General features: G+C 44.4%; 17 protein-coding genes. 7 read left to right on the forward strand and 10 right to left on the reverse strand.

Annotated features, from left to right (window positions below; all coding sequences use genetic code 11):
• The first annotated feature begins 13 nt into the window (after positions 1-13).
• Positions 14-1,285: an NADP-dependent isocitrate dehydrogenase gene (icd, locus tag AC1DP6_RS20095; RefSeq protein WP_477056431.1), complete on the forward strand. Its 1,272-nt coding sequence runs from the start codon at positions 14-16 to the stop codon at positions 1,283-1,285.
• 344 nt (positions 1,286-1,629) lie between these two features.
• The gene (locus AC1DP6_RS20100; RefSeq protein WP_441577415.1) at positions 1,630-2,859 is read left to right on the forward strand and encodes an NADP-dependent isocitrate dehydrogenase; all 1,230 of its coding nucleotides are present in this window, start codon (positions 1,630-1,632) and stop codon (positions 2,857-2,859) included.
• A gap of 109 nt (positions 2,860-2,968) precedes the next feature.
• On the opposite strand, the gene AC1DP6_RS20105 is transcribed toward AC1DP6_RS20100, so the two are convergent.
• From AC1DP6_RS20105 to AC1DP6_RS20135, 7 genes are all read right to left on the reverse strand, one after another.
• Positions 2,969-4,639 (reverse strand): L,D-transpeptidase family protein, encoded by a 1,671-nt coding sequence (locus AC1DP6_RS20105; protein ID WP_477056432.1) that lies wholly within the window; start codon positions 4,637-4,639, stop codon positions 2,969-2,971.
• A 254-nt stretch (positions 4,640-4,893) separates the two neighbouring features.
• Positions 4,894-5,469 carry a helix-turn-helix domain-containing protein gene (locus AC1DP6_RS20110; RefSeq protein ID WP_477026502.1) on the reverse strand — a complete coding sequence of 192 codons (576 nt, stop codon included), beginning with the start codon at positions 5,467-5,469 and terminating at the stop codon, positions 4,894-4,896.
• Positions 5,470-6,333 carry a hypothetical protein gene (locus AC1DP6_RS20115; protein WP_477056433.1) on the reverse strand — a complete coding sequence of 288 codons (864 nt, stop codon included), beginning with the start codon at positions 6,331-6,333 and terminating at the stop codon, positions 5,470-5,472.
• 14 nt (positions 6,334-6,347) lie between these two features.
• Complete coding sequence (locus AC1DP6_RS20120) at positions 6,348-6,893, reverse strand: heavy-metal-associated domain-containing protein (RefSeq protein ID WP_477056434.1); 546 nt, start codon at positions 6,891-6,893, stop codon at positions 6,348-6,350.
• A gap of 83 nt (positions 6,894-6,976) precedes the next feature.
• Positions 6,977-7,366, reverse strand: a complete 390-nt coding sequence (locus AC1DP6_RS20125) for an HYC_CC_PP family protein (RefSeq protein ID WP_477056435.1) — start codon at positions 7,364-7,366, stop codon at positions 6,977-6,979.
• A gap of 136 nt (positions 7,367-7,502) precedes the next feature.
• A complete protein-coding gene (locus tag AC1DP6_RS20130) occupies positions 7,503-9,482 on the reverse strand; it encodes a putative porin (protein ID WP_477056436.1) in 1,980 nt (659 codons plus the stop codon).
• Between the two features lie 19 nt (positions 9,483-9,501).
• Positions 9,502-10,323: a purine-nucleoside phosphorylase gene (locus tag AC1DP6_RS20135; RefSeq protein ID WP_477056437.1), complete on the reverse strand. Its 822-nt coding sequence runs from the start codon at positions 10,321-10,323 to the stop codon at positions 9,502-9,504.
• Positions 10,324-10,451: 128 nt separating this feature from the next.
• Here AC1DP6_RS20135 and sucC point away from each other — a divergent pair, with 128 nt between their 5' ends.
• Positions 10,452-11,663, forward strand: a complete 1,212-nt coding sequence (gene sucC / locus AC1DP6_RS20140) for an ADP-forming succinate--CoA ligase subunit beta (RefSeq protein WP_477056438.1) — start codon at positions 10,452-10,454, stop codon at positions 11,661-11,663.
• A 105-nt stretch (positions 11,664-11,768) separates the two neighbouring features.
• Here sucC and AC1DP6_RS20145 read toward each other — a convergent pair whose 3' ends face one another.
• From AC1DP6_RS20145 to porW, 3 genes are all read right to left on the reverse strand, one after another.
• A complete protein-coding gene (locus AC1DP6_RS20145) occupies positions 11,769-12,938 on the reverse strand; it encodes a thioredoxin family protein (RefSeq protein WP_477056439.1) in 1,170 nt (389 codons plus the stop codon).
• Positions 12,939-13,109: 171 nt separating this feature from the next.
• Complete coding sequence (locus AC1DP6_RS20150) at positions 13,110-15,482, reverse strand: transglycosylase domain-containing protein (RefSeq protein WP_477056440.1); 2,373 nt, start codon at positions 15,480-15,482, stop codon at positions 13,110-13,112.
• A gap of 169 nt (positions 15,483-15,651) precedes the next feature.
• Positions 15,652-18,732, reverse strand: a complete 3,081-nt coding sequence (porW, locus tag AC1DP6_RS20155) for a type IX secretion system periplasmic lipoprotein PorW/SprE (RefSeq protein ID WP_477056441.1) — start codon at positions 18,730-18,732, stop codon at positions 15,652-15,654.
• A gap of 266 nt (positions 18,733-18,998) precedes the next feature.
• Between porW and AC1DP6_RS20160 the strand changes: the two genes are divergently transcribed.
• From AC1DP6_RS20160 to AC1DP6_RS20175, 4 genes are all read left to right on the forward strand, one after another.
• On the forward strand, positions 18,999-19,403 hold the full coding sequence (locus AC1DP6_RS20160; protein ID WP_441577427.1) for a hypothetical protein: 405 nt from the start codon (positions 18,999-19,001) through the stop codon (positions 19,401-19,403).
• A gap of 132 nt (positions 19,404-19,535) precedes the next feature.
• Positions 19,536-19,958 carry a bactofilin family protein gene (locus AC1DP6_RS20165; protein ID WP_441577428.1) on the forward strand — a complete coding sequence of 141 codons (423 nt, stop codon included), beginning with the start codon at positions 19,536-19,538 and terminating at the stop codon, positions 19,956-19,958.
• Positions 19,927-20,154, forward strand: coding sequence for an AtpZ/AtpI family protein (locus tag AC1DP6_RS20170; RefSeq protein ID WP_477056442.1), 228 nt, complete (start codon positions 19,927-19,929; stop codon positions 20,152-20,154). The genes AC1DP6_RS20165 and AC1DP6_RS20170 overlap by 32 nt, the downstream gene beginning before the upstream one ends.
• Positions 20,147-20,533 (forward strand): hypothetical protein, encoded by a 387-nt coding sequence (locus tag AC1DP6_RS20175; RefSeq protein ID WP_477026491.1) that lies wholly within the window; start codon positions 20,147-20,149, stop codon positions 20,531-20,533. The genes AC1DP6_RS20170 and AC1DP6_RS20175 overlap by 8 nt, the downstream gene beginning before the upstream one ends.
• Positions 20,534-20,537 lie beyond the last annotated feature (4 nt).

The raw sequence follows: 20,537 nt of genomic DNA on the forward strand, positions 1-20,537 counted from the left end.
AAGAAACCGTTTTATGCCGGCAGAAAAAATATCGATGAACAATGGCCTGTTACAGGTCCCTGCACAACCAATCATACCATTCATAGAGGGCGACGGAATAGGTCCGGACATCTGGAGAGCCAGTGTTCGTGTATTCGACGCGGCTGTTGAAAAAGCCTATGGTGGTGATCGGAAAATTGAATGGAAAGAAGTACTGGCAGGTGAAAAAGCCTTCCAGCAGACAGGTGAATGGCTGCCAAAAGCTACACTGGATGCGCTGAAGGAATACCTGGTGTCTATTAAAGGCCCCCTGTCTACTCCTGTTGGTGGTGGTATCCGCTCCCTGAACGTTGCTATGCGCCAGGAACTGGACCTCTACGCCTGTGTAAGGCCCGTGCGCTGGTTCAACAAAGTACCTTCTCCAGTGAAACATCCGGAGAAAGTTGACATGGTGATTTTCCGCGAAAACACGGAAGACATCTATGCCGGCATTGAATACATGACTGGTACACCTGAAGCTAAAAAACTGCTCGATTTCCTGCAAAATGAAATGGGCGTTAAAAAGATCAGGTTCCCGGAAACTTCTTCCCTGGGTATCAAACCCGTGTCAATAGAAGGAACGGAAAGACTGGTACGTGCTGCTATCAGCTACGCACTGGAACACAAACGTTCTTCTGTTACCATTGTACATAAAGGCAACATCATGAAATTCACCGAAGGTGGTTTCAAAAACTGGGGCTATGCACTGGCGGAGAGAGAATTTGGCGATTATGTATACACCTGGGAACATTGGGAAAAAACCAAGAAAGAACTGGGTGAAGAAGAAGCTAACAAAGAACTGAAAGTAGAACTGGCAAAAGGAAAACTGCTGATCAAAGATGTGATCGCAGATAACTTCCTCCAACAGATCCTGCTGGCACCACAGGATTATTCTGTAGTAGCTACGCTGAACCTGAACGGTGACTATATTTCTGATGCACTCGCTGCTGCCGTAGGTGGTATTGGTATTGCTCCCGGCGCCAACATCAACTACATTACCGGTTATGCTGTATTTGAAGCTACACATGGTACCGCTCCACGCTTTGCCAACACCAACACCATGAATCCATCCTCAGTGATCCTGAGCGGCGTAATGATGCTGGAATATATGGGCTGGAAAGAAGCGGCTGAAATCATTGTTCATGGCCTCAGCACCGCCATCATGCGCAAACGCGTTACCATCGACTTCTACAACCTGATGGATGACGCCACCCTGGTAAAAACCAGCGAATTTGCGGATGAAGTAATCAAGCAAATGCATTTGTAGTAGCGGAGAGGAACGGACAATCATGCAAATGATAGCCCGAATTTTACCGGATACAACTTAAATATTATTAAATAGCGGAAACCCGACCTGGTTTCCGCTATTTTTTTGTTATCCCTGGTAAGCCGCTATGGCCAGCACTTTGGGGGGTTATCCACATTAGCTGAACCCATAAACACTATCTCCGGGGCATATTAAATACCTATTCCGCGACCACTCTTCCGGCTTAATTACTTGTTAATTTTGTTTTTTTCATAGCTATTCGTATTTTTCGTGATTATCCCTAAAGGGACCCGCTGAATAATTGTTTCGAATTGCTTTTAATCTAATTTTTTAAAAAACCCGAAATGGCAGAAAAAATTAAAGTTGCTAATCCGGTAGTCGAACTGGACGGTGATGAGATGACACGAATCATCTGGAAATTCATCAAGGACAAACTGATACTTCCATACCTGGATGTTGAAATTAAATATTATGATCTGGGCATGGAGCATCGTGATGCTACCAACGACCAGGTAACCATTGATGCAGCCAATGCGATCAGGGAAGTAGGCGTAGGTATCAAATGCGCTACCATTACTCCGGATGAAGACCGTGTAAAGGAATTCAAACTGAAGCAAATGTGGAAATCACCGAATGGCACTATCCGTAATATCCTGGATGGTACCGTTTTCCGTGAGCCCATCGTTATGAGCAATGTTCCACGCCTGGTGCCTAACTGGACAGCTCCTATCTGTATTGGTCGTCATGCTTTCGGTGATCAGTACCGCGCTACCGATTTCGTTACTAAAGGAAAAGGTAAACTCACCATCAAATTTGAAGGTGAAAACGGAGAAGTGATTGAACACGAAGTATACAACTTCAAAGGTGATGGCGTTGCACTGGCAATGTACAACACTGATGAGTCTATCAAAGGCTTTGCACGTGCATGTTTCAACCAGGCACTGATGAAAAAATGGCCTTTGTACCTGAGTACAAAAAACACTATCCTGAAAAAATATGATGGCCGCTTTAAAGATATCTTTGAAGAAATCTATCAACAGGAATTCAAGACTACCTTCGAATCACACGGCTTAACTTATGAGCACCGTTTGATTGATGACATGGTAGCCAGCGCACTGAAATGGCATGGTAACTTTGTATGGGCTTGTAAAAACTACGATGGCGACGTACAATCAGATACTGTTGCACAAGGTTTTGGTTCCCTCGGTCTGATGACGTCTACCCTCATCACTCCGGATGGTAAAACAATGGAAGCAGAAGCCGCACATGGTACTGTAACCCGCCACTACCGCGAGCATCAGGCTGGCAAACCAACTTCTACCAACCCAATCGCTTCCATCTTTGCATGGACACGCGGTCTGGAATTCCGTGGTAAACTGGATAACAACCAGGCACTGATCAACTTCTGTACTGCACTGGAACAGGTTTGTATTGAAACCGTAGAAAGTGGTAAAATGACAAAAGATCTGGCAGTTTGTATCCACGGCAACAAAGTAGAACATGGTAAACATTACCTCTACACCGAGGAATTCCTGGACGCACTGGACACAGCGCTGAAAGCGAAACTAGCATAGAAATAGCTTTTAGCCTTTAGCTTTTAGCTTTTAGCAAAAATGCAGCGGAGATATCGTAGAGATATCATCTTCGCTGCATTTTTGCTAAAAGCTAAAGGCTAAAAGCTGTTTACATTTTCATCTTCTTGCGCAGTACTTTATCTTCTCCATAAATATCATCAAAGAAAACAAGGTTACCATTTTGTCCTTCTGCGGTAAAGTAACGCAGGTAAATAGGAATATGTTTAGGTAAATCCACCTGCTTCTTTTCTTCCCGTGCCAGCCATACACGAATACTATCGCCACTATGCCTTACACTGTCCGCACGTACCAGGTACTGCGCCAGGCTATCCCATTGCTGTACCCGCACACAACCATGACTCATAGCACGCATGGAATTTTTGAATAAACCACGGTTATTGGTATCATGCAGGTATACGCTGTATTTGTTGCGGAAATTAAATTTCATGACTCCAAGGGAATTATCAATACCGTCCATCTGCCGCAGCACATAGGGGAAATGACCTTTACCCATTTTCGTCCAGTCGATGGTGGCAGGATCCACGGCGTTACCATCCTTATCAATTACTTCCAGGTTTTTAGAAGCGAGATAACCCACATTCTTTTTAATAGCCGGCAACATTTCCTTGAACACAATACTGTAGGGCACTCTCCAGTAAGGATACATCATAAAGTTAGTCATATAGGAGTTCAGCAGCGGCGTACGTGTACGTGGTGTACCCACAATCACGCGCGACTCCAGCTTTACTTCTCCACTATCTACTACCCGCAATGTATAACCGGGAAGATTCACCATAATATACTGTGACGGCAAAGTATCCGGCAGTTTACGCCACCGGTCAAGGTTTACAGCTGCCTGCATGATCCAGTCGTGCATAGAACGGTTCAACGCAATTACGGTCCTTTTACCTGCTACGCCATCAGCATAAATATTAAACTCTTTCTGAAAAGCTTTAATACCAGTTTTTAATATAGTCGTATCCGTTGCACGACCGGTGGTATCCAGATGTCCGCTCTGTACCAGGCGATTGATCACCAATTGCCTGAAAGCCACAGTATCCGTATAGTTCAGCGGTAAAGTATCCCAGTGATAATCAGCATATTTTGATTTAAAGGTTTGTATACCTTCTTTCAGTGCTACGTACCCAGGGTGTACAGGTTCCTGCGCATGCAGAATGGCAGATACATTTTTCTCCGCCAAAGCCTGTTGCAGGGCAGTAATCAGCTGCGCGTCTGTAAACACCGAATCTCTTTTGAGGGTAACGCTGTCACGTGGCGCTACGCCAAAACGCAGGTCAGAGGCCATTTTCATAAAGGCATCTGTCATCAGTAGATCCACTTTTGCCCACAAAGCCGCGTCCTTTTTGGCAGTAGCATCGCTGCTGATCTGCTCCAGGGCGGTGGTGAGCGCAGGTGCATGGTACTGAGCAGGCAATAACCCTACATCTTCCGCATGCTGTATCATATACAACATCGAATCTGCAGCGGGATTGACCACACCATCCCTGGACCAGTGTCCGGACGGTTTATCGGCGCCATAAAATTCCTGAATAGCGGAGGGACGGAACGCCAAAAGGCTGTCTTCCAGTTCACCTTCATTGTCTTTGAGTGCAGACAAACGTTCCGTGATATTATCTGTTATCACTTCATCCAGTTGTCTGATGTTTGCTACAATCTGTTTTTGTTTGGGGGCGGTATGCTTTTTTTTATTGACACAGGCTAACAACAAGCACGCTCCAGATCCGCATAACAAACCGATAATATAAATTTTGTACTTCATTTGCAGTTAATCGCTATAGTAAAGATAGGGATTTACAAATACTGTGCAGGAAATTTTACCCGGAAAGTTTGCGTACAAATACGTATTATTTACAACAGTCTTTTTTCATAAACAATGACTGCAATACCTTTAATATACCTGTTAAGATCTTTTTCATGTGAAGATTTTTAAAAAAGAGGCCACGGTGTGCAGCAGCCTCTTTTTAAACTAAAACTAAAACAACTAACTTCTAATATCTCACGCCTATGGGTATACTATATCTTATCTAATGGTATACGCTCAGGGGCTTTCAATTGTTTAAATTTACTTGGTGTTAAACCGGTAACTTTTTTGAACTGAGCAGAAAGATGCGCTACGCTACTGTATCCCAGCTTGTAACTAATCTCACTTAAACTTAATTCGTTGTATACCAGCAACTCTTTTACTCTTTCAATTTTCTGCTGAATAATATATTGCTCTATGGTAGTGCCTTCTGTTTCTGAAAAAAGATTACTGAGATAGTGATAATCTTTCTGCAACTTCCCTGCCAGTAAAGTAGAAAAGTTTTCTTTCATTTCATCCAGCTCAGAATGATGTACCGCCTGCACTACAATACTTTTTATACCGGCGATCAGTTGCTGTTTTTTATCATCTATCAGTAAAAAACCTTCTTTTTCCAGGGTAGCAGATAGCTGTTGCAATTGCTTTTCAGACACCTTTCCTGCTACTGTCACTTTGCCCAGTTGTATATCCCGGATGTCCAGCTGCTCCGCGGCGATGGCTGCCGTTACCACCTTGATGCAACGTGGACAAACCATATTTTTTATAAACAGATCTGTTGTGGCCATCATTTATTTTTTAATATTAAAAATGTTATGTTCAAACCTGATTAAAAAGGAGTTGAACGTGTTACGCGGCATGTCTCCTGCCAACTGGGAGCGGTAAGACAAATCCAGTCGTGTGGTACTGTTGAATATAAACTGTATGGCGGGGGCAATGTCCAGGTAAGAACCACGACCCATTAAGTCTGTATTGGTTTTCCCCAGTAATTCCACGTACAGGTTTAAATTGGTTTGCTGAAAGCTTTTATACTTTACAGGCAGTACCAGGTACCCGGCGGAAAGACTATAATTTACGGAGTTTTTAGAAAAGCTTTCCGGAATATTATCCTTCACATTATTCATATAACGTGAATACCCCAACGTTGTAGACAACGCCAGTTTATGCAACAACTGCGTAGCAATAATACCACCACTTACGCCGGATGTAGCGCCCTCCAGGTCCAGTTCCTCATTATCATAAGGACGCATCGCATGTGTGCCAACCGGCATAACAGGATAATATGGGTTGTCGATCACGGAACCTCTTACATAAGCCGCCATTCTGAAATGTGCGTGCTGTTGATCCAACGACAGGAAACGGTATTTCGCATAAATGCTACCACCTTCTGCCCGGATGGAAGACTGCATCATATTAGAGGCATACCCCAGTACATGCACCATGAGTTTTTTATTTACCCCCCACATCACTTCCGGTTCGAAACGCATTCCCACATCGCCGGAATGCTCCATGTTAAAGAACTTATTGGTGAGTCTTATTCCAAGGGAATTAGCGGGCATATTACTCGCCGGTTCCGTATTAACGTATAATTCCTGGGCTGCTGCAATGCCGGTACCGGCAATGATCGCCACTGCTATCATTATAAATTTCTTCATACACCAAACAAGTATTAAATGGTAACGTGATAAATCCTGCCGGATGCTGCCCCGGTATTGGTTTTACAGCAGTCGCCCATCATGCCTGTTTTATAGCAGGGCATACTTGTTTCGGTACTGAATTTTTTAAACTGTTTGCTAGAAACAAAGTCCTTGTCGATCACCGTAATGTTGTTATCACCACTCAGCACCTGGTTCTTTACATCCATAAAGTGCAGGGTACTGCCAGCGAAGCTAACATGTGCATCGTTTTGCACATTTACTGCATCAAAATTAGCAGTCATCACCAGTTTACCTATTGAAAAACCGGCATCTTCCACTTTTGCCTTAATGGCATCAATATTCACCGGTACACCGGTTTTGAAGGTCAGTACAAAGGTGGTGTTATCCAGGTCTGTATCTATTTTATCTACAAAAGGTAGTGATTCCAGTGCTTCATAAGTTGCTTTGGAACACATGGCGCAGGTAAGGCCGGTAGCATGTACGCTGGCTTTTTTGAATTGTGCATTTGCGCCGAAAGTCAAGCCCAGTGCGAGCACTATAATAGCTATCGTTTTCATGATCTGATTAAATTAAATAAATGAGAAATTACAGCCGTCGTTTTGTCGTTCCGCGAAAAGCGGGTATTACAAAAGCAACTGAATCAGATCAGGAAAGTGCAGTTTCGAAGGAAAATGGGGGTGGTGGTGAGATCTGGCGGATCGTGGTGATAGTCGCCAGCCAGTATTTTTGATACGGGTAATGCAGGTACGGTTAATATTCTTACCGGCAACTGCATATTGGTCGTCATGCTAAAGTCCTGCTGCAGGGCTTTGGCAGCCTGATGCGATTCAGTGACTTTACAAAACTTAAATTCATCTTTGCAACAATCCATGCCTTTTGACGGCTTTTTGCATATCTGGCAGAGATCCGCCGAAGCGTCCTGCCACTCAATGCATGCCAGTTTGCCCATGCAGTAATGCACGTTTACTGCAAACCCGCTGGTAAGCGTGGTGTACAAGACAGCAAATAATATGGCAAAAAATCGTTTCATGATGAAACACAAATATAGCTAAAAAAGCGCAAAGCAAAAGGCATAAAGCAAAAAGCCAGTGTGTAGAAGACAACGGCGAAATGTCCGCTTATTCTTTCTGCACACTGGCTTTTTGCTTTATGCCTTTTGCTTTATGCTAGTTAATAAACCACCATCTCAACCCCACTCTGAAGGCGAAGTTGTTATAGGGGTATAAAGGAGCTGCGTAGTTATTATTGCCGATAAACGTATTCAAATTTTCTGCGCGTACATAAGCGGAGAAAGATTTAATACGGAAGTTGGCGAATGCCGCAATATCCGGTAAAGGATTACTGATTTTTTGTGAATGCTGATAAATAAACTGACCTGTCAGCGGGGAATAATCATCTGCATAGTAGCCGGTATTGTACCGTGCTTCGATACCTGTGATCAGGTTCAGGTTAGTATATAACCTTTTCTCAAATGCGAAACGGTTGCGTGTCCAGAAAGTGGGTACGTTTAACGGTCCGTTGCCATGCAATTGCTGGAAGGCAACGTCTACATACCAGGCAAATGGCGCGATGACAAATTTCTTGCTGAATGTGATCTGCAGCAGGTTAAACAGGGAACCATACTGGTCGCTGTGATAGTAATCCTTGAAATAAGTATAGTTCGTGAACAGGAAATAATTCACGGCCAGGGTATATTTCAGTTTTGCATTATCTGTGGCAAACTGCAGCTGGGTAACATTTTCTTTAGCCAGGCTGGTATTGTACCAGGCATCCCGGTTACTGTTAAAGTACTTGTACACGTAAGAAGGCTCGCGGTTTACGTTGTTCACCGACAGGCGTACATCTCCCAAAAGATCATTAATATGCCTGCGTAACGTACCATATACGCCGTAGTCGCCAATATTCTGGCCTACTACATAAAATTCGCCCTTTGCGGAGAAGTCCCATTTCTGGTTACGGGTTTTGTTACGGTATTCCCCGTGTACTGCGAGGTTAGTGAAATTAATATCAGCATCGAGGAAGGTACCGGTAATACTTTCAAACCGCGCACCCAGGTTAATGAAATGCCCCTGGTTACCACGTACCGGAAACTGTATCAGGGAGATGTCGTTGGAAATTAGCTTCCACTTATGCTGCGCATTAACCGTATCGCTGGGAATAAAATTATAGTGTTTGGTATAAAACGTCGTATCCGGACTGCTGTCGATAAACCCGTAATCATCATTCTGATAATTAAAGGTGTACTGCACACGGAATACCGGCTCATACCTGTAATAATCGGTAGTATCGTTCACATGAATGCTGTCGCCCCTGCCCCAGTCGTACTGTTGCTGTATGAGGAAACCTGTTTCCCGGTAGCTGGATTTCACCGGCAGTGTACCGCCGCCAAAGAAAGCGTAGGCCTGGGACGTATTATTGCCCAGATTTACCGGCAAACTTTTACGTTGTTTGTAGTTGTTATCCTGCATCAGAGAATCGTACTTAAGCCCTCCATTCTCCCCTCCATTGATCTTATTATAGTAGAAGCTCATGTAGGTATGCGCACGCTTGTTTTTGCTCTGATAACGGGCTGTAAGCCGGTAAATATCGTGATTGGTATTCTGGGTACGATAATATCCCGGTGCATTTATTTTGCGATAGTCGAAAGCAAAGTTGAAACGTTCCGTACGATTCTGCGTATGTGATAGTCCGATTACCTGTTCCTGTTTGCTCCCTATCAGGTACTGCAGCTCTGTATAAGGGCGGGTAGTATAGTAAAAGCGGGCATCCTTGTGGGAATTGGAATAGATATCGTACGAGTGAAAACCGGCATCAAATCCGGGTTTCATCAGCGGCGAGTATATCATATTATACGCAGCACCGCCGGTATTACCGGTGGTGGCGTAACTGGAAGGCACCTTCAGATAGTTGGTTTGAAAATCAGCTACAGAAGAATCTATCTTATAATAAGAAGGGTCGCCCAGGACCTGGTAGCTGATGGTCAGCGTATCCAGCTCGTGTTCATGCTTTCCGGTATCCCGTTGCATTTTACTACTACCGCCGCCTCCGCCGCCGCCCATATTATTCAGGCGTCCCGAGTTAAACTGGGCCTTTAATTGATTCCCGCAAAAAAACAGCAGGGCTATGAAAATGAAAATTTGCCTCATCCGAAAGTAACAAAAGCGTTTATAGTTGCCGGATTAATTCACTAAAGATAAGCGTAAGCTTAGGTTCTGCTGCTTTTGCAGCCGCCAGTACTTCTTCATGGGTAATCACATTTTCCTCCTCCCGGATACCGATATCGGTAATCACACTCATGGCAAATACTTTCAGGCCGGCATGTGCCGCTACAATTACTTCAGGCACCGTACTCATACCTACAGCATCGCCACCGATGAGATGCATGTACTTGTATTCTGCCCTGGTTTCAAAGGTAGGCCCTTGCACGCCTACATATACGCCGCTATGTAATGATATATTGTTGGCTGCCGCAATTTTATTGGCAGCATCTATCAGGGTTTTGGCGTAAGGTTCGCTCATATCCGGGAACCGGGGTCCCAGGGTATCTTCATTTTTACCACGCAGCGGATGCTCCGGCTGCAGGTTAATATGATCGCGGATGATCATCAGATCCCCCACGTTAAAGGCAGGATTCATGCCTCCGGCCGCGTTGGAAATAAATAATGTATGGATTCCCAGTGCCTTCATAACCCGAACAGGAAAAGTTACCTGTTGCATGGAAAATCCTTCATAAAAGTGGAAACGTCCTGCCATGGCCACTACAGGCTTGCCCTGCATGTATCCCAGGATTAATTTACCGGAATGTCCTTCTACAGTAGATTCAGGAAAATGTGGGATGTCGCTGTATGGAATTTCCACGCTACCTTCTATTTCACCGGTCAGGTTACCCAGTCCGCTGCCCAATATGATGCCCGCTACCGGCTTATCTTGCCAGAATTTGCTGATATATTCCCCCGCTGCTGTGATCTTTGCTGTTAGTTCACTCATCTGTTTATACATTAATTAAAAGTCGGATTTAAAAAACAAACCCGCGCAAAGTTATTTTTTAATTCACAAATGACTGCAGTTTTATATTTAAATCATAATGACCTAATTTAGCGCCAAATTTTATTCCGATGAACTTACACGAGTACCAGGCTAAAGAACTGTTGAAAAAATATAATGTACCGGTACAGGAAGGCATCCCGGTGGATACCCCTGAAGCGGCTGCGGAAGCATACAAGCAGCTGAAAGTGCAATTTGGTAATGAATTTGCCGTTGTAAAGGCCCAGATTCATGCGGGTGGACGCGGAAAAGGTAAGATCCGTGGTACGGAACAGAGAGGTGTGGCAGTAGGAAAAAATGCAGAAGATATTAAAACCATAGCAGGCAATATACTGGGAGGTACCCTGGTAACCATTCAAACCGGCGATGCTGGTAAACTGGTAAATAAAGTACTGGTAGCCCAGGATGTTTACTATCCAGGTGCTAACCCGGTAAAGGAATTTTACCTGTCTATCCTGCTGGATCGTGCTAAAAGCCAAAATGTTATCATGTACTCCACAGAAGGTGGTATGGATATCGAAGAGGTAGCACACAGCACTCCTGAGAAAATATTTAAAGAGTGGGTTAAACCAAATATGCCCCTGCAGCCTTTCCAGGCACGTAACATTGCTTTCAACTTCGGTTTAAGCGGTGAAGCGTTCAAAAACATGGTGAAATTTGTAACCAACCTCTATAACGCATACGTAGGACTGGATTGCAGCATGCTGGAAATCAACCCACTGTTCAAAACCAGTGACGAGAAAATCATTGCAGTAGATGCGAAAGTAAACCTGGATGATAACTCCCTGATGCGTCATCCTGACCTCGAAGCACTGCGTGATATTTCAGAAGAAGATCCTACTGAAGTAGAAGCCAGCAAATTTAACCTGAACTTCGTGAAACTGGATGGTAACGTAGGCTGTATGGTAAACGGCGCCGGTTTGGCCATGGCTACCATGGATATGATCAAACTGAGCGGTGGTGAACCAGCTAACTTCCTGGACGTAGGTGGTACTGCCAACGCACAAACAGTAGAAGCAGGTTTCCGTATTATCCTGAAAGATCCAAAGGTGAAAGCTATCCTGATCAATATCTTTGGTGGTATCGTTCGTTGCGACCGTGTTGCACAGGGCGTTATTGATGCTTACAAATCTATCGGTAACATCGAAGTTCCTATCATTGTACGTTTACAGGGTACTAATGCTGCAGAAGCAAAAGTACTGATCGAAGAAAGCGGTCTGAAAGTACAGTCAGCAATTTTATTAAGCGAAGCGGCTGCTTTGGTAAATAAAGCAGTAGCATAAGGCTGAAAGCATAAAGCAAAAAGCTATTAAAGCGAATGACCTGAGCGGATATTACTCCTTTGCTCAGGTCATTCGCTTTAATAGCTTTTTGCTTTATGCCTTATGTTAACTATTCAGCTTAGCCAGTTGCTCATTGTATATGTCAACAGATTCTCCCATGGCCTTGCCTTTGGACAGCAGCCAGGTAAAATATTTCTTCGCCTGCTCTTTATGATTTCTTTCCAGGCACATATAAGCCAGGGACCTTAATGCCTCCAGGTTGGAGGTTTCTGTCAGCGCCGGTTCTGCCCATTGGATATACAATTCCTTCAGGGATGGATCCTTCTCCATTTCAGCTCCCATGTAGAAGATCATATAGCGGATCCGGTTGTTGTCACGGTCATTGTGAGCGATAGCGAATTCCAGGAACGCCTTTCCATTTTTGCAGATGCTGGACAGATAATTTTCTGCATAATACATCTGTGCTTCCTGCCAGTCGGCAGCACTATATACAGTTTGCTGCTTCGCTAAAAAGGCAGCAAATGCCTTTTCATCATATTGTTTAGGCAAAGCCGCCATATCCTGTTTCAGCAACCCTTTGAAGATATGCTGGGTAAGGGCGCTGCCGAAACGAGCTTCGTAAGCTTCTTTGTTTTTGAGAAAGAACTCCCTGTAATTGTCAGGCAGTTTGCCGGCCACCTGCATGGCTTTAAACACAGACTCTTTAAAATAGTCTTTCGGCGACTGCTTTAACAGGTATTCCTTTACCACTTCCGCAGCCGGATACTTCCGGTCTTTTGCGAAAAAGAAGGTCGTATAAAACTCCGGATCATCTCTTTTCAGGCTATTACCGAAGCCGGTCAGCGACTCCCCTGCTTTATACTTTTCGATATTGGTTTGCAGGAATTTCAGGAAATCGGGTATTTCCTGGTAGCCCATACCGGTATTAATCAGTTTTCCCTCGCCGGAAATAATCAGGTAAGTGGGAAATCCTGTCATGAAATACTTGGCGCACAGCTCTTTTCCGAATTCTTCCTTGAATACGTCATAACCGGTGCATACAAAGTTGTCTTCCATGTACTTTTTTACGTCCGGGCGTGGAAATACTTTTACTTCCATGTCTTTGCAGGCATGACAGCCTTCAAAGTACGTGTCAATAAAAATGGGCTTGTGTTCTTTCCTGGCTTTGGCGGTGAGCTCCTTCCAGGAGCCTTTGATAAACTGGGTGCTATCCTGCGCCAGGGCAGCAAGGGGCAACAGGCCTGCCAATAGCAGTGCTTTAAATGCATACTTCATTGTACTTTTTTTTTAATGGTTTGGTAACGTGAAGCTAATAAATAGGATTATAATGCCCGCAGCAGTTTGTTTATTGGTGGATAAAATATATAAGCGGTTTTATACCATACGAAAAACAAAAGGCCGGTTACTGTAGTAACCGGCCTTTTGTTTTATAAGATGAAAATAGCTTTAATCGTTCTTTTTAGGTGGTGCAGGCATAGTGGCCTTTGGCTTATCTTTCTGCTCTTCCTTTTTAGGTGCGGGAGCAGGCGCCGGTTCTGGTTTATCTGCACCTGGTGTAGCAAAGTCATTGGCATCGCCAGAGCCATAGTCATCGGCAGAACCGTTACCTACGTTTTCTGATTCTGCACCTGGTTTCACATTAGACTCATAATTCATGTAGATATCATCCTCACTCATATTCTGCGGAATCGGGAAATGATCATTCGTGCTGATTTTCAGTGTTGGATCCGCATATACCTTTTGCATGAAATAAGCCCAGATAGGTAAGCCGGTATTGGCACCCTGTCCGATAGCGGTAGTGCTGAAGTGGATAAAGTTGTTTTCACAACCCACCCAGGCGCCCGCCAGTATTTTAGGAGTATAGCCCATGAACCAACCATCGGTATTATCGTTGGTGGTACCGGTTTTACCAGCTATTTCACCCTGGATGTTATAACGTGAACGGATACGCGCACCGGTACCACCGGGAGCCACTACCCCTTCCATCATTTTCACCATGGTGTAGGATTGCTTTTCGTTGATTACTTCACGTTTTACCGGTGCAAATGTTTCGAGGATGTTACCGTTTCTGTCTTCTATGCGGGTAATATAAATAGGTTTGGTATTAATACCCCTTGCAGGGAACATGGTGTACCCCTGTAACAGTTCATAGAGGGAGATTTCCACCGCACCCAGGGCGATGGCCGGATATGCAGGGATATCGCTGCTGAAACCCACTTTATTTTTGGCGAAATCCGCAAATGGTTTGGCGCCAATCTGTTTAATCAGATAAGCAGCCACCAGGTTGAGTGATTTGGCCAGCGCGCCGGCCATGGTAATTGAACCACCAGTGCTGCCTTCAGAGTTATGCGGGCTCCAGCCATTAATCGTAATAGGTTCATTTGGCAATATAGTGTTGGCCGAAAAACCATTCATGATCGCAAAGCAATACAGGAAGGGTTTAAAGGTAGAACCAACCTGACGACGGGTTTTAGCCACGTGGTCATTTTTGAAATAACGAAAATCAGGTCCGCCTACCCATGCTTTTACCTCACCACTTTCCGGATCCATGGCCATAAAGCCCGCCTGTAAAATGGAGCGTGTATATTTGATGGAATCCATTGGCGTCATGACGGTATCTATTTCGTTCAGGTCTGGTTCTGTAGAACTTTTCCAGCCAAATACCTTCATGCGGGTAGGTGTGTTGAACACCCTGGCAATCGTAGAATCATCGGCTTCATCATCCTTCATGAATTTATACCTGTCCGATTCTTTCATGTACTGATCCAGGTATTTAGGCCATTTCTTCCAAACGCTGCCGGTTTTAACATCGTTTTGTGCGGAGAGTGATTTCTGCAGCACTGCCAGGTGCCTGGCTACTGCTTCTTCTGCATACAACTGCATTCTTGGGTTGATGGTAGTATATATCTTCAGACCATCACGGTAAAGGTTATATTCTGAGCCATCAGCTTTTTTATGGTTTTTACACCAGCCTTTGAGTTCATCACGCAATACTTCCCTGAAATAAGGGGCCAGTCCTTTGTTGTGGTCAATTTTATTATAGTGTAATACAATTGGTTTGCTTTTGGCAGATGCAGCTTCTCCGGGTGTGATGAATCCGGCTTTTTGCATATTGTCTATCACCGTATTACGGCGTTCAAGCGCATACTGCGGATTACGGCGGGGGTTATAGATGGTGTTTCCCTTCAGCATCCCTATCAGGATGGCGGATTCTTCTATGGATAAATGACCGGCATCTTTACTGAAGAAGGTTCTGGCGCCGTTTTCTATTCCATATACGTTATCTCCGAAAGCCACTGTATTTAAATACAGGGTCAGGATTTCCTGTTTTGTGAAGTTTCTTTCCAGTTTTACCGCAATAATCCATTCCTGTATTTTCTGGAAGGCACGTCCTACGGGGTTACCGGAGCGCTGTTTACCCAGGTTATCTGCTTGCAGGTTCAGGGCCAACTGTTGTGTGATGGTGCTGGATCCACGTTTTTTACCGATCAGGAGGTAAAAAGGAATGGCCAGTGTGCCTTTAGGGTCAATACCGGAGTTATCGTAAAACCTGGTTTCTTCAGTTGCTATCAGCGCGTTGATCACATTTTTGGAGATCTCATTATAATCGCTGCTGGAACGATCTACCTGGTAGTATTTACCCAAAATGGTACCATCGTCCGCAATCACTTCTGCTGCCAGCGCTGCACGGGGATTTTCCAGTTCTTCCATGGAAGGCATACTGCCGATTACACGGAAATTAATGAGTAAAACAAAGAGAACAAGTAATGCTAAGATACCAAAAGCCACCCGCCACAATATTTTCACCGATTTTTTCATGCGCTTATATAATTTGTTTTATGGCCAAATTGCCTGATCCTTTAAATGAATGGCAATTTATTACTATCTGTTGGCTATATATGTAAATTTTTCAATAAAGTTCAACTGCAATAAACAAGCCTGTTTATAAGCGTTTGACCGACAAAGCTATTTAAATTTCTAAAATTACTTACTGGGTCACATAAGTTTCTGTAAAAAACTTACGATACCCGGCCAGGTCTTTGGTACTATTCAGCAGGATAAAGTTATCTCTCGAAATAACGAAGAAATGGTATTCTGTTGGCCGGATCCGGGGAATGATATTAGCGGGTGCGGCATCCCTGATTTCGTCAAAGTACTCCAGTGCCTTATTCTCATTGGGGAAAATCCTGAAAATGAGCATCACATCATTGGGAGTCAGCACAAAGCTGCCGACTTCAATTTTATCCGAGGCATGTTTAGTCGAATTATAGCGGGTAAACTGATTCAGTCCTTCGTCCATGAGTTCTTTTGACACCCGGTCAAAGGAAAGCACTACAAAGAATGGGTTATCAGCGTTTATTTTATAAGGTGTTACCGGTTTTACGGGTGCAATAGGCACAATAGGTGCGGGCAATGGCGTTACCATGCCTGCGGCTATTTTAGACGAATCAGCCCGCGTTTTGGCTACATTCAGCTTATCGGCCAATACCGGCTGTGGATTCTGCCAGGGATAGCGCATGGTGATATTTTCATCCAGCAATTCTCCGTTCGCATCTTTCTTTCTTACCTCCAGTTTGGCCAGGTAATCTGTAAGTTCTGCACGGTGATCCAGCGCATCCATCAGGGCCTGGGCCTGTAAGCGGATAGGCTCATCGGCAGCGTATTTGGTTAATACTGCCTGTACGGCCTTGCGTGACAGTTGCAGCGAGTCTGTTGCAAACGAGGTATCTGTTTTAACAATCAGCATGGCTTCCAGCAAATCGAACTTAGGTTTCAGGAAACTGAAGCCGAAAGAGCTGTCCGCCCGTTGTTTCATGGCCATGGCGCCTGCATAGTCACCATTCCGGAAAGCCGTATAGGCAGAATCGTAAGCTGCACTGACCTGTTTCTTTTTGGCCACATCTACATCGTTATTCAATCCACCGGAACGGATAATGTCGGCGAAGTTGGTATTGCCATACTGGTTCAATACCATCGTTTTATACTGGTTAGCCTGCGCGGTATGATTCAGTTTACTATTCCATATATAGAGCGAATACAATACTTCCGGTTTGCGCGGATGATCCGGGAAAAGGAGCAGCAGCGAGTCATAGGTTTCTATGGCCAGCGGATAGTTTTCCAGTTTATCGTGATATAATTTACCCAGATCAAACCAGGCATCTTTTACCGCTTTTTCCGAAACCGCGAGTTTTTCTGGTGTCAGTGGCAGGCCGGCAGCCAGTAAGTCCACACTTACACTATCCGGAGGCACGCCCTTGGTGGCAGCGTTTTTACTTTCTTCTGCTATTTCAATAGGTGCGTTGCTGTTAGCTGCATTCACCACACCGTTCTGGCTACGGCGCCAGTTATCGCCGGGTTGGCGGCTACCCCATCTGCGTTTAAATTCTGAGTAGCCCGCAGATTTACTGCTGGCATTGTAAAAATACCAATCCCCTTTTTCTTCCTTAGGTCCATAAGCCCCACCACCTGTCATGCCCATCGCGTTCACATCGAGTGGATTAGCAGCGGAGAGTGCATCTTTCTTTTTCTTGTCGGCTGCTTCATTTTTGAGCGTAGCCGCCATTTTCGAGAGGAGTATGTTACGATCGGAAGGCGACATGGCTGCAATTTTCTGCAGACTGTCTTCCCGGTGAATGATATCCAGTTTAGCCACTACATCTGACAGTACTTCTTTGCGGACGTTTACGGTGGCCGCATCTATGAAGTCTTTGTTCATGGTGCCGGCAGTGCTGTCGTAATATTTTTTAGCGTCCGGATAATTGCGCAGATCGTAGTAAATATCGGCCATCCCTTTATAGGTAATAGTGCGTTGCATGAGGTTATCACTGGGTACTTTCAGTGATTGCTTCATATAGCCGATGGCTGCATCCGGATCTTTGGGATATACCAGGGTACCCATGGTATAGTAAATGCCATCACGGAACCTGGAGAAGCGTTGCTTTCTCAGCATGTGATGAAGGCCGGCAATGCTTTTAGCGATATCGCCGGTTGTTTCTGCGTTTGTTTTAGCGATTTGTAACCTTGCCTGGAAGTCCATCATCGGATCGGGTTTCATGCCAATCACATTACGGAACTGTTCCAGGGCGGAATCCGGGCGGTGCTGCTGTACATAGAGCTGACCGAGGATATAGGACATCCTGGCCCTGGCTACCCGGTCGTGGCTTTTATCTATGGCCAGTTGCAGGGGTTCTATGGTTTCAGGATATCTTTTCTGTATATAATTGCTGTAGGCGCGTACTTCCGCCAGACCACCATCAAGGCGGTGCGGGAAATGCGGGTCGTTATTGAGTAAGTTGAGGAGGGCCTGTACCTCATCGTATTCCTTTTGTTCGAGGAGGGTTCTGGCTCGCCAAAGGAAAGCATCATTACGGGCTTTCACGTGTTTAAAGCGACCGAAGAAGCCTTTTCTTTTTTCGTTGGTGGCAATAGAGATCTGGTCATTTTCGCGGGCACCCACTACGGTTTTATATTCCGATTTCTGTTTGGGGGCGAAAGTGATATTGATATACTGGAATGTTTTATTGGCGTTTTCGAGGTCTCCTTCATAGAAGTAGGCGCGCCCCATGAGCAGGAAGCAGTCATCGATCCATTTGCCGCGGGGGTCATGGAGCTGAATACCCATGGAGGTTTTGTCTATTACGGAGTCGAGTTCCCCTTTGCTGAATCCCTGGCTTTGCAAACTGTAAGGATAGAAAGGCAGCAGCATATTATAGTTATCCTGGCCATCGCGGTTAGCGGTTCTTACGACCCTGTCGAGTTTCTGTTTGGCGTGAAAATAATAGTTGAAGCGCGTGGCCATGTTCTGGAAGAACTTTCGTTTCCAGTTCCATTTCTTTTTTTCCAGCATTACTTCGGAGGGGGGGCGCCGATCCTGTACACGAGGCTCCTTAGGTTTAAAAAGGGGCTTGGCAACAGGTCTGTGTTGCTGATTATCGGGGGCCTGGCTTTGGGAATTTGTTTGCTGCGGCTGCTTTTGAGGCTTGTTCTGTGCCCAGACCGCCGGCAAACCCAGGCAAAACGACAATATAAAAAATCCCAGATATTTAAGTAGCAGTTTGATGCAATTCATGGATGCCAGGGTGTATAGGCTAAATATATATAACTTACAGTTTGAAAAAATATTTTAAAGATAGGATAAAATAGTTGATTCACTGCTCGTCCCGCAGAAGTGTCTGCTACTTTTTTCTGGCGGCAAATATCTTTTAATCCGCTGGTTTTCAAATAAAAAATGTCATTTCTTTATAGAATCCTCAAAACACCCTTCCCTATTTTACAATAATGATTAACTTTAGCCCGCCTTAAAAGGAATAAATTTCTTTAAGTAGTACCACAAACATGGCCAAGAAGGGGAATAAAAACAACAGAAGAAGCCTGGAAAAACTCAGTCATAAGTACCGTTTGGTGATTATGAATGACGATACCTATGAAGAAGTAACATCGTTCAAACTCTCCCGAATGAGCGTATATATTGCTTTCAGCACCCTGTTTGTATTACTGGTAGCTATTACGGTAGCGACCGTGGTATTTACGCCTTTGCGTTACTATATACCCGGCTATGGAGATCTGAAACAACGCAAGGAATTTATCCATCTCAAAATGCGGGCGGACTCATTAGAAACAGCCATTAATGCCCGGGACCAGTATCTGAAGAATATTAAACAGGTGATCAACGGAGAATTTACCGGGAAACTCGATACCACCATGTTAAAAGTACCAGCTGTAGATAACAGTACTTACTAATTTTTTATTATTTAAATATTTAAGTGAGCAAGTTGACGTGAATGCGGCGTGAAATATCTAAATACATAAAGACCAAAATATTTACATATTTTATTTATATTACATCACTAAACTTGAAAAACCTAACTCCCTATGTTTAACAACAATCAGAAATCGAAAGGTGACAACAAATCCATGTTACCTACATCCACTGTTAACATTATTGGCAATGGCACGACTATCCAGGGTGATATTGTGTGTGAAGGCGACATCAGAATTGATGGCCAGGTAAATGGACTGGTATCTACCAAAGCGAAGATAGTGGTAGGTCCTGAGGGTGATATTGTTGGCGACCTGGTGTGCCAGAGCGCAGATATCCTGGGGAAAGTAACCGGTATTATCAAGGTAGAAGAGCTGTTGTTCCTGAAAGGCAATGCGTTGGTAAAGGGCGATGTTTACACTGCTCATTTTGAAATGGAGCCTTCTGCTAAGTTCAATGGCCGTTGCTACATGGACGATCAGCAGCCGGCAGATAATCAGAAACATGGAAAATCCGTCCTCCAGGAAGCCGAATAATAATCGTAATCCTTTATTACGCTACGCTGGGTTGGCCTTTCAAATGATGGCCACCTTAGGTTTGGGTGTGTTTGCAGGTTATAAACTTGACCAGCGGATCGGCTGGCGGTTTCCTGTGTTCCTTATCATTTTTTCTTTAATTGCATTAGCCATACTTTTGTGGCAAATTATAAAAGACACCCGACGGCATGAGTGATAGATTTTTTATACGGTTATTCGCAGTTTTTGGAATTCTTAACGGACTCATTATTATATTCAAAGCACAGTTACTGGGCCTTGGCACACATACAAATGTGCTGATGACCGGCAACGTGATCATGGCAATTATATCCCTGGTGTCTTATCTGATGGGCCGCCAGGGACTCGCTTCCTCCAATCATCATGCATTTATCCGGGCTGTTTACGGCTCCACCCTTGCAAAACTCTTCCTTTGTGTAATAGGTATTGTTGTCTATGTGCTTATTTATAAGCCCAATGTCAGCAAGTTGACTATTTTCATGCTGTTGTTCCTGTACCTGGTGTATACTGTATTTGAAACACTCAGTCTTTTCCGGCTGACGAGGCTAAAAAAATAATCTA

This window comes from Chitinophaga sp. 01L420, from assembly GCF_056399985.1.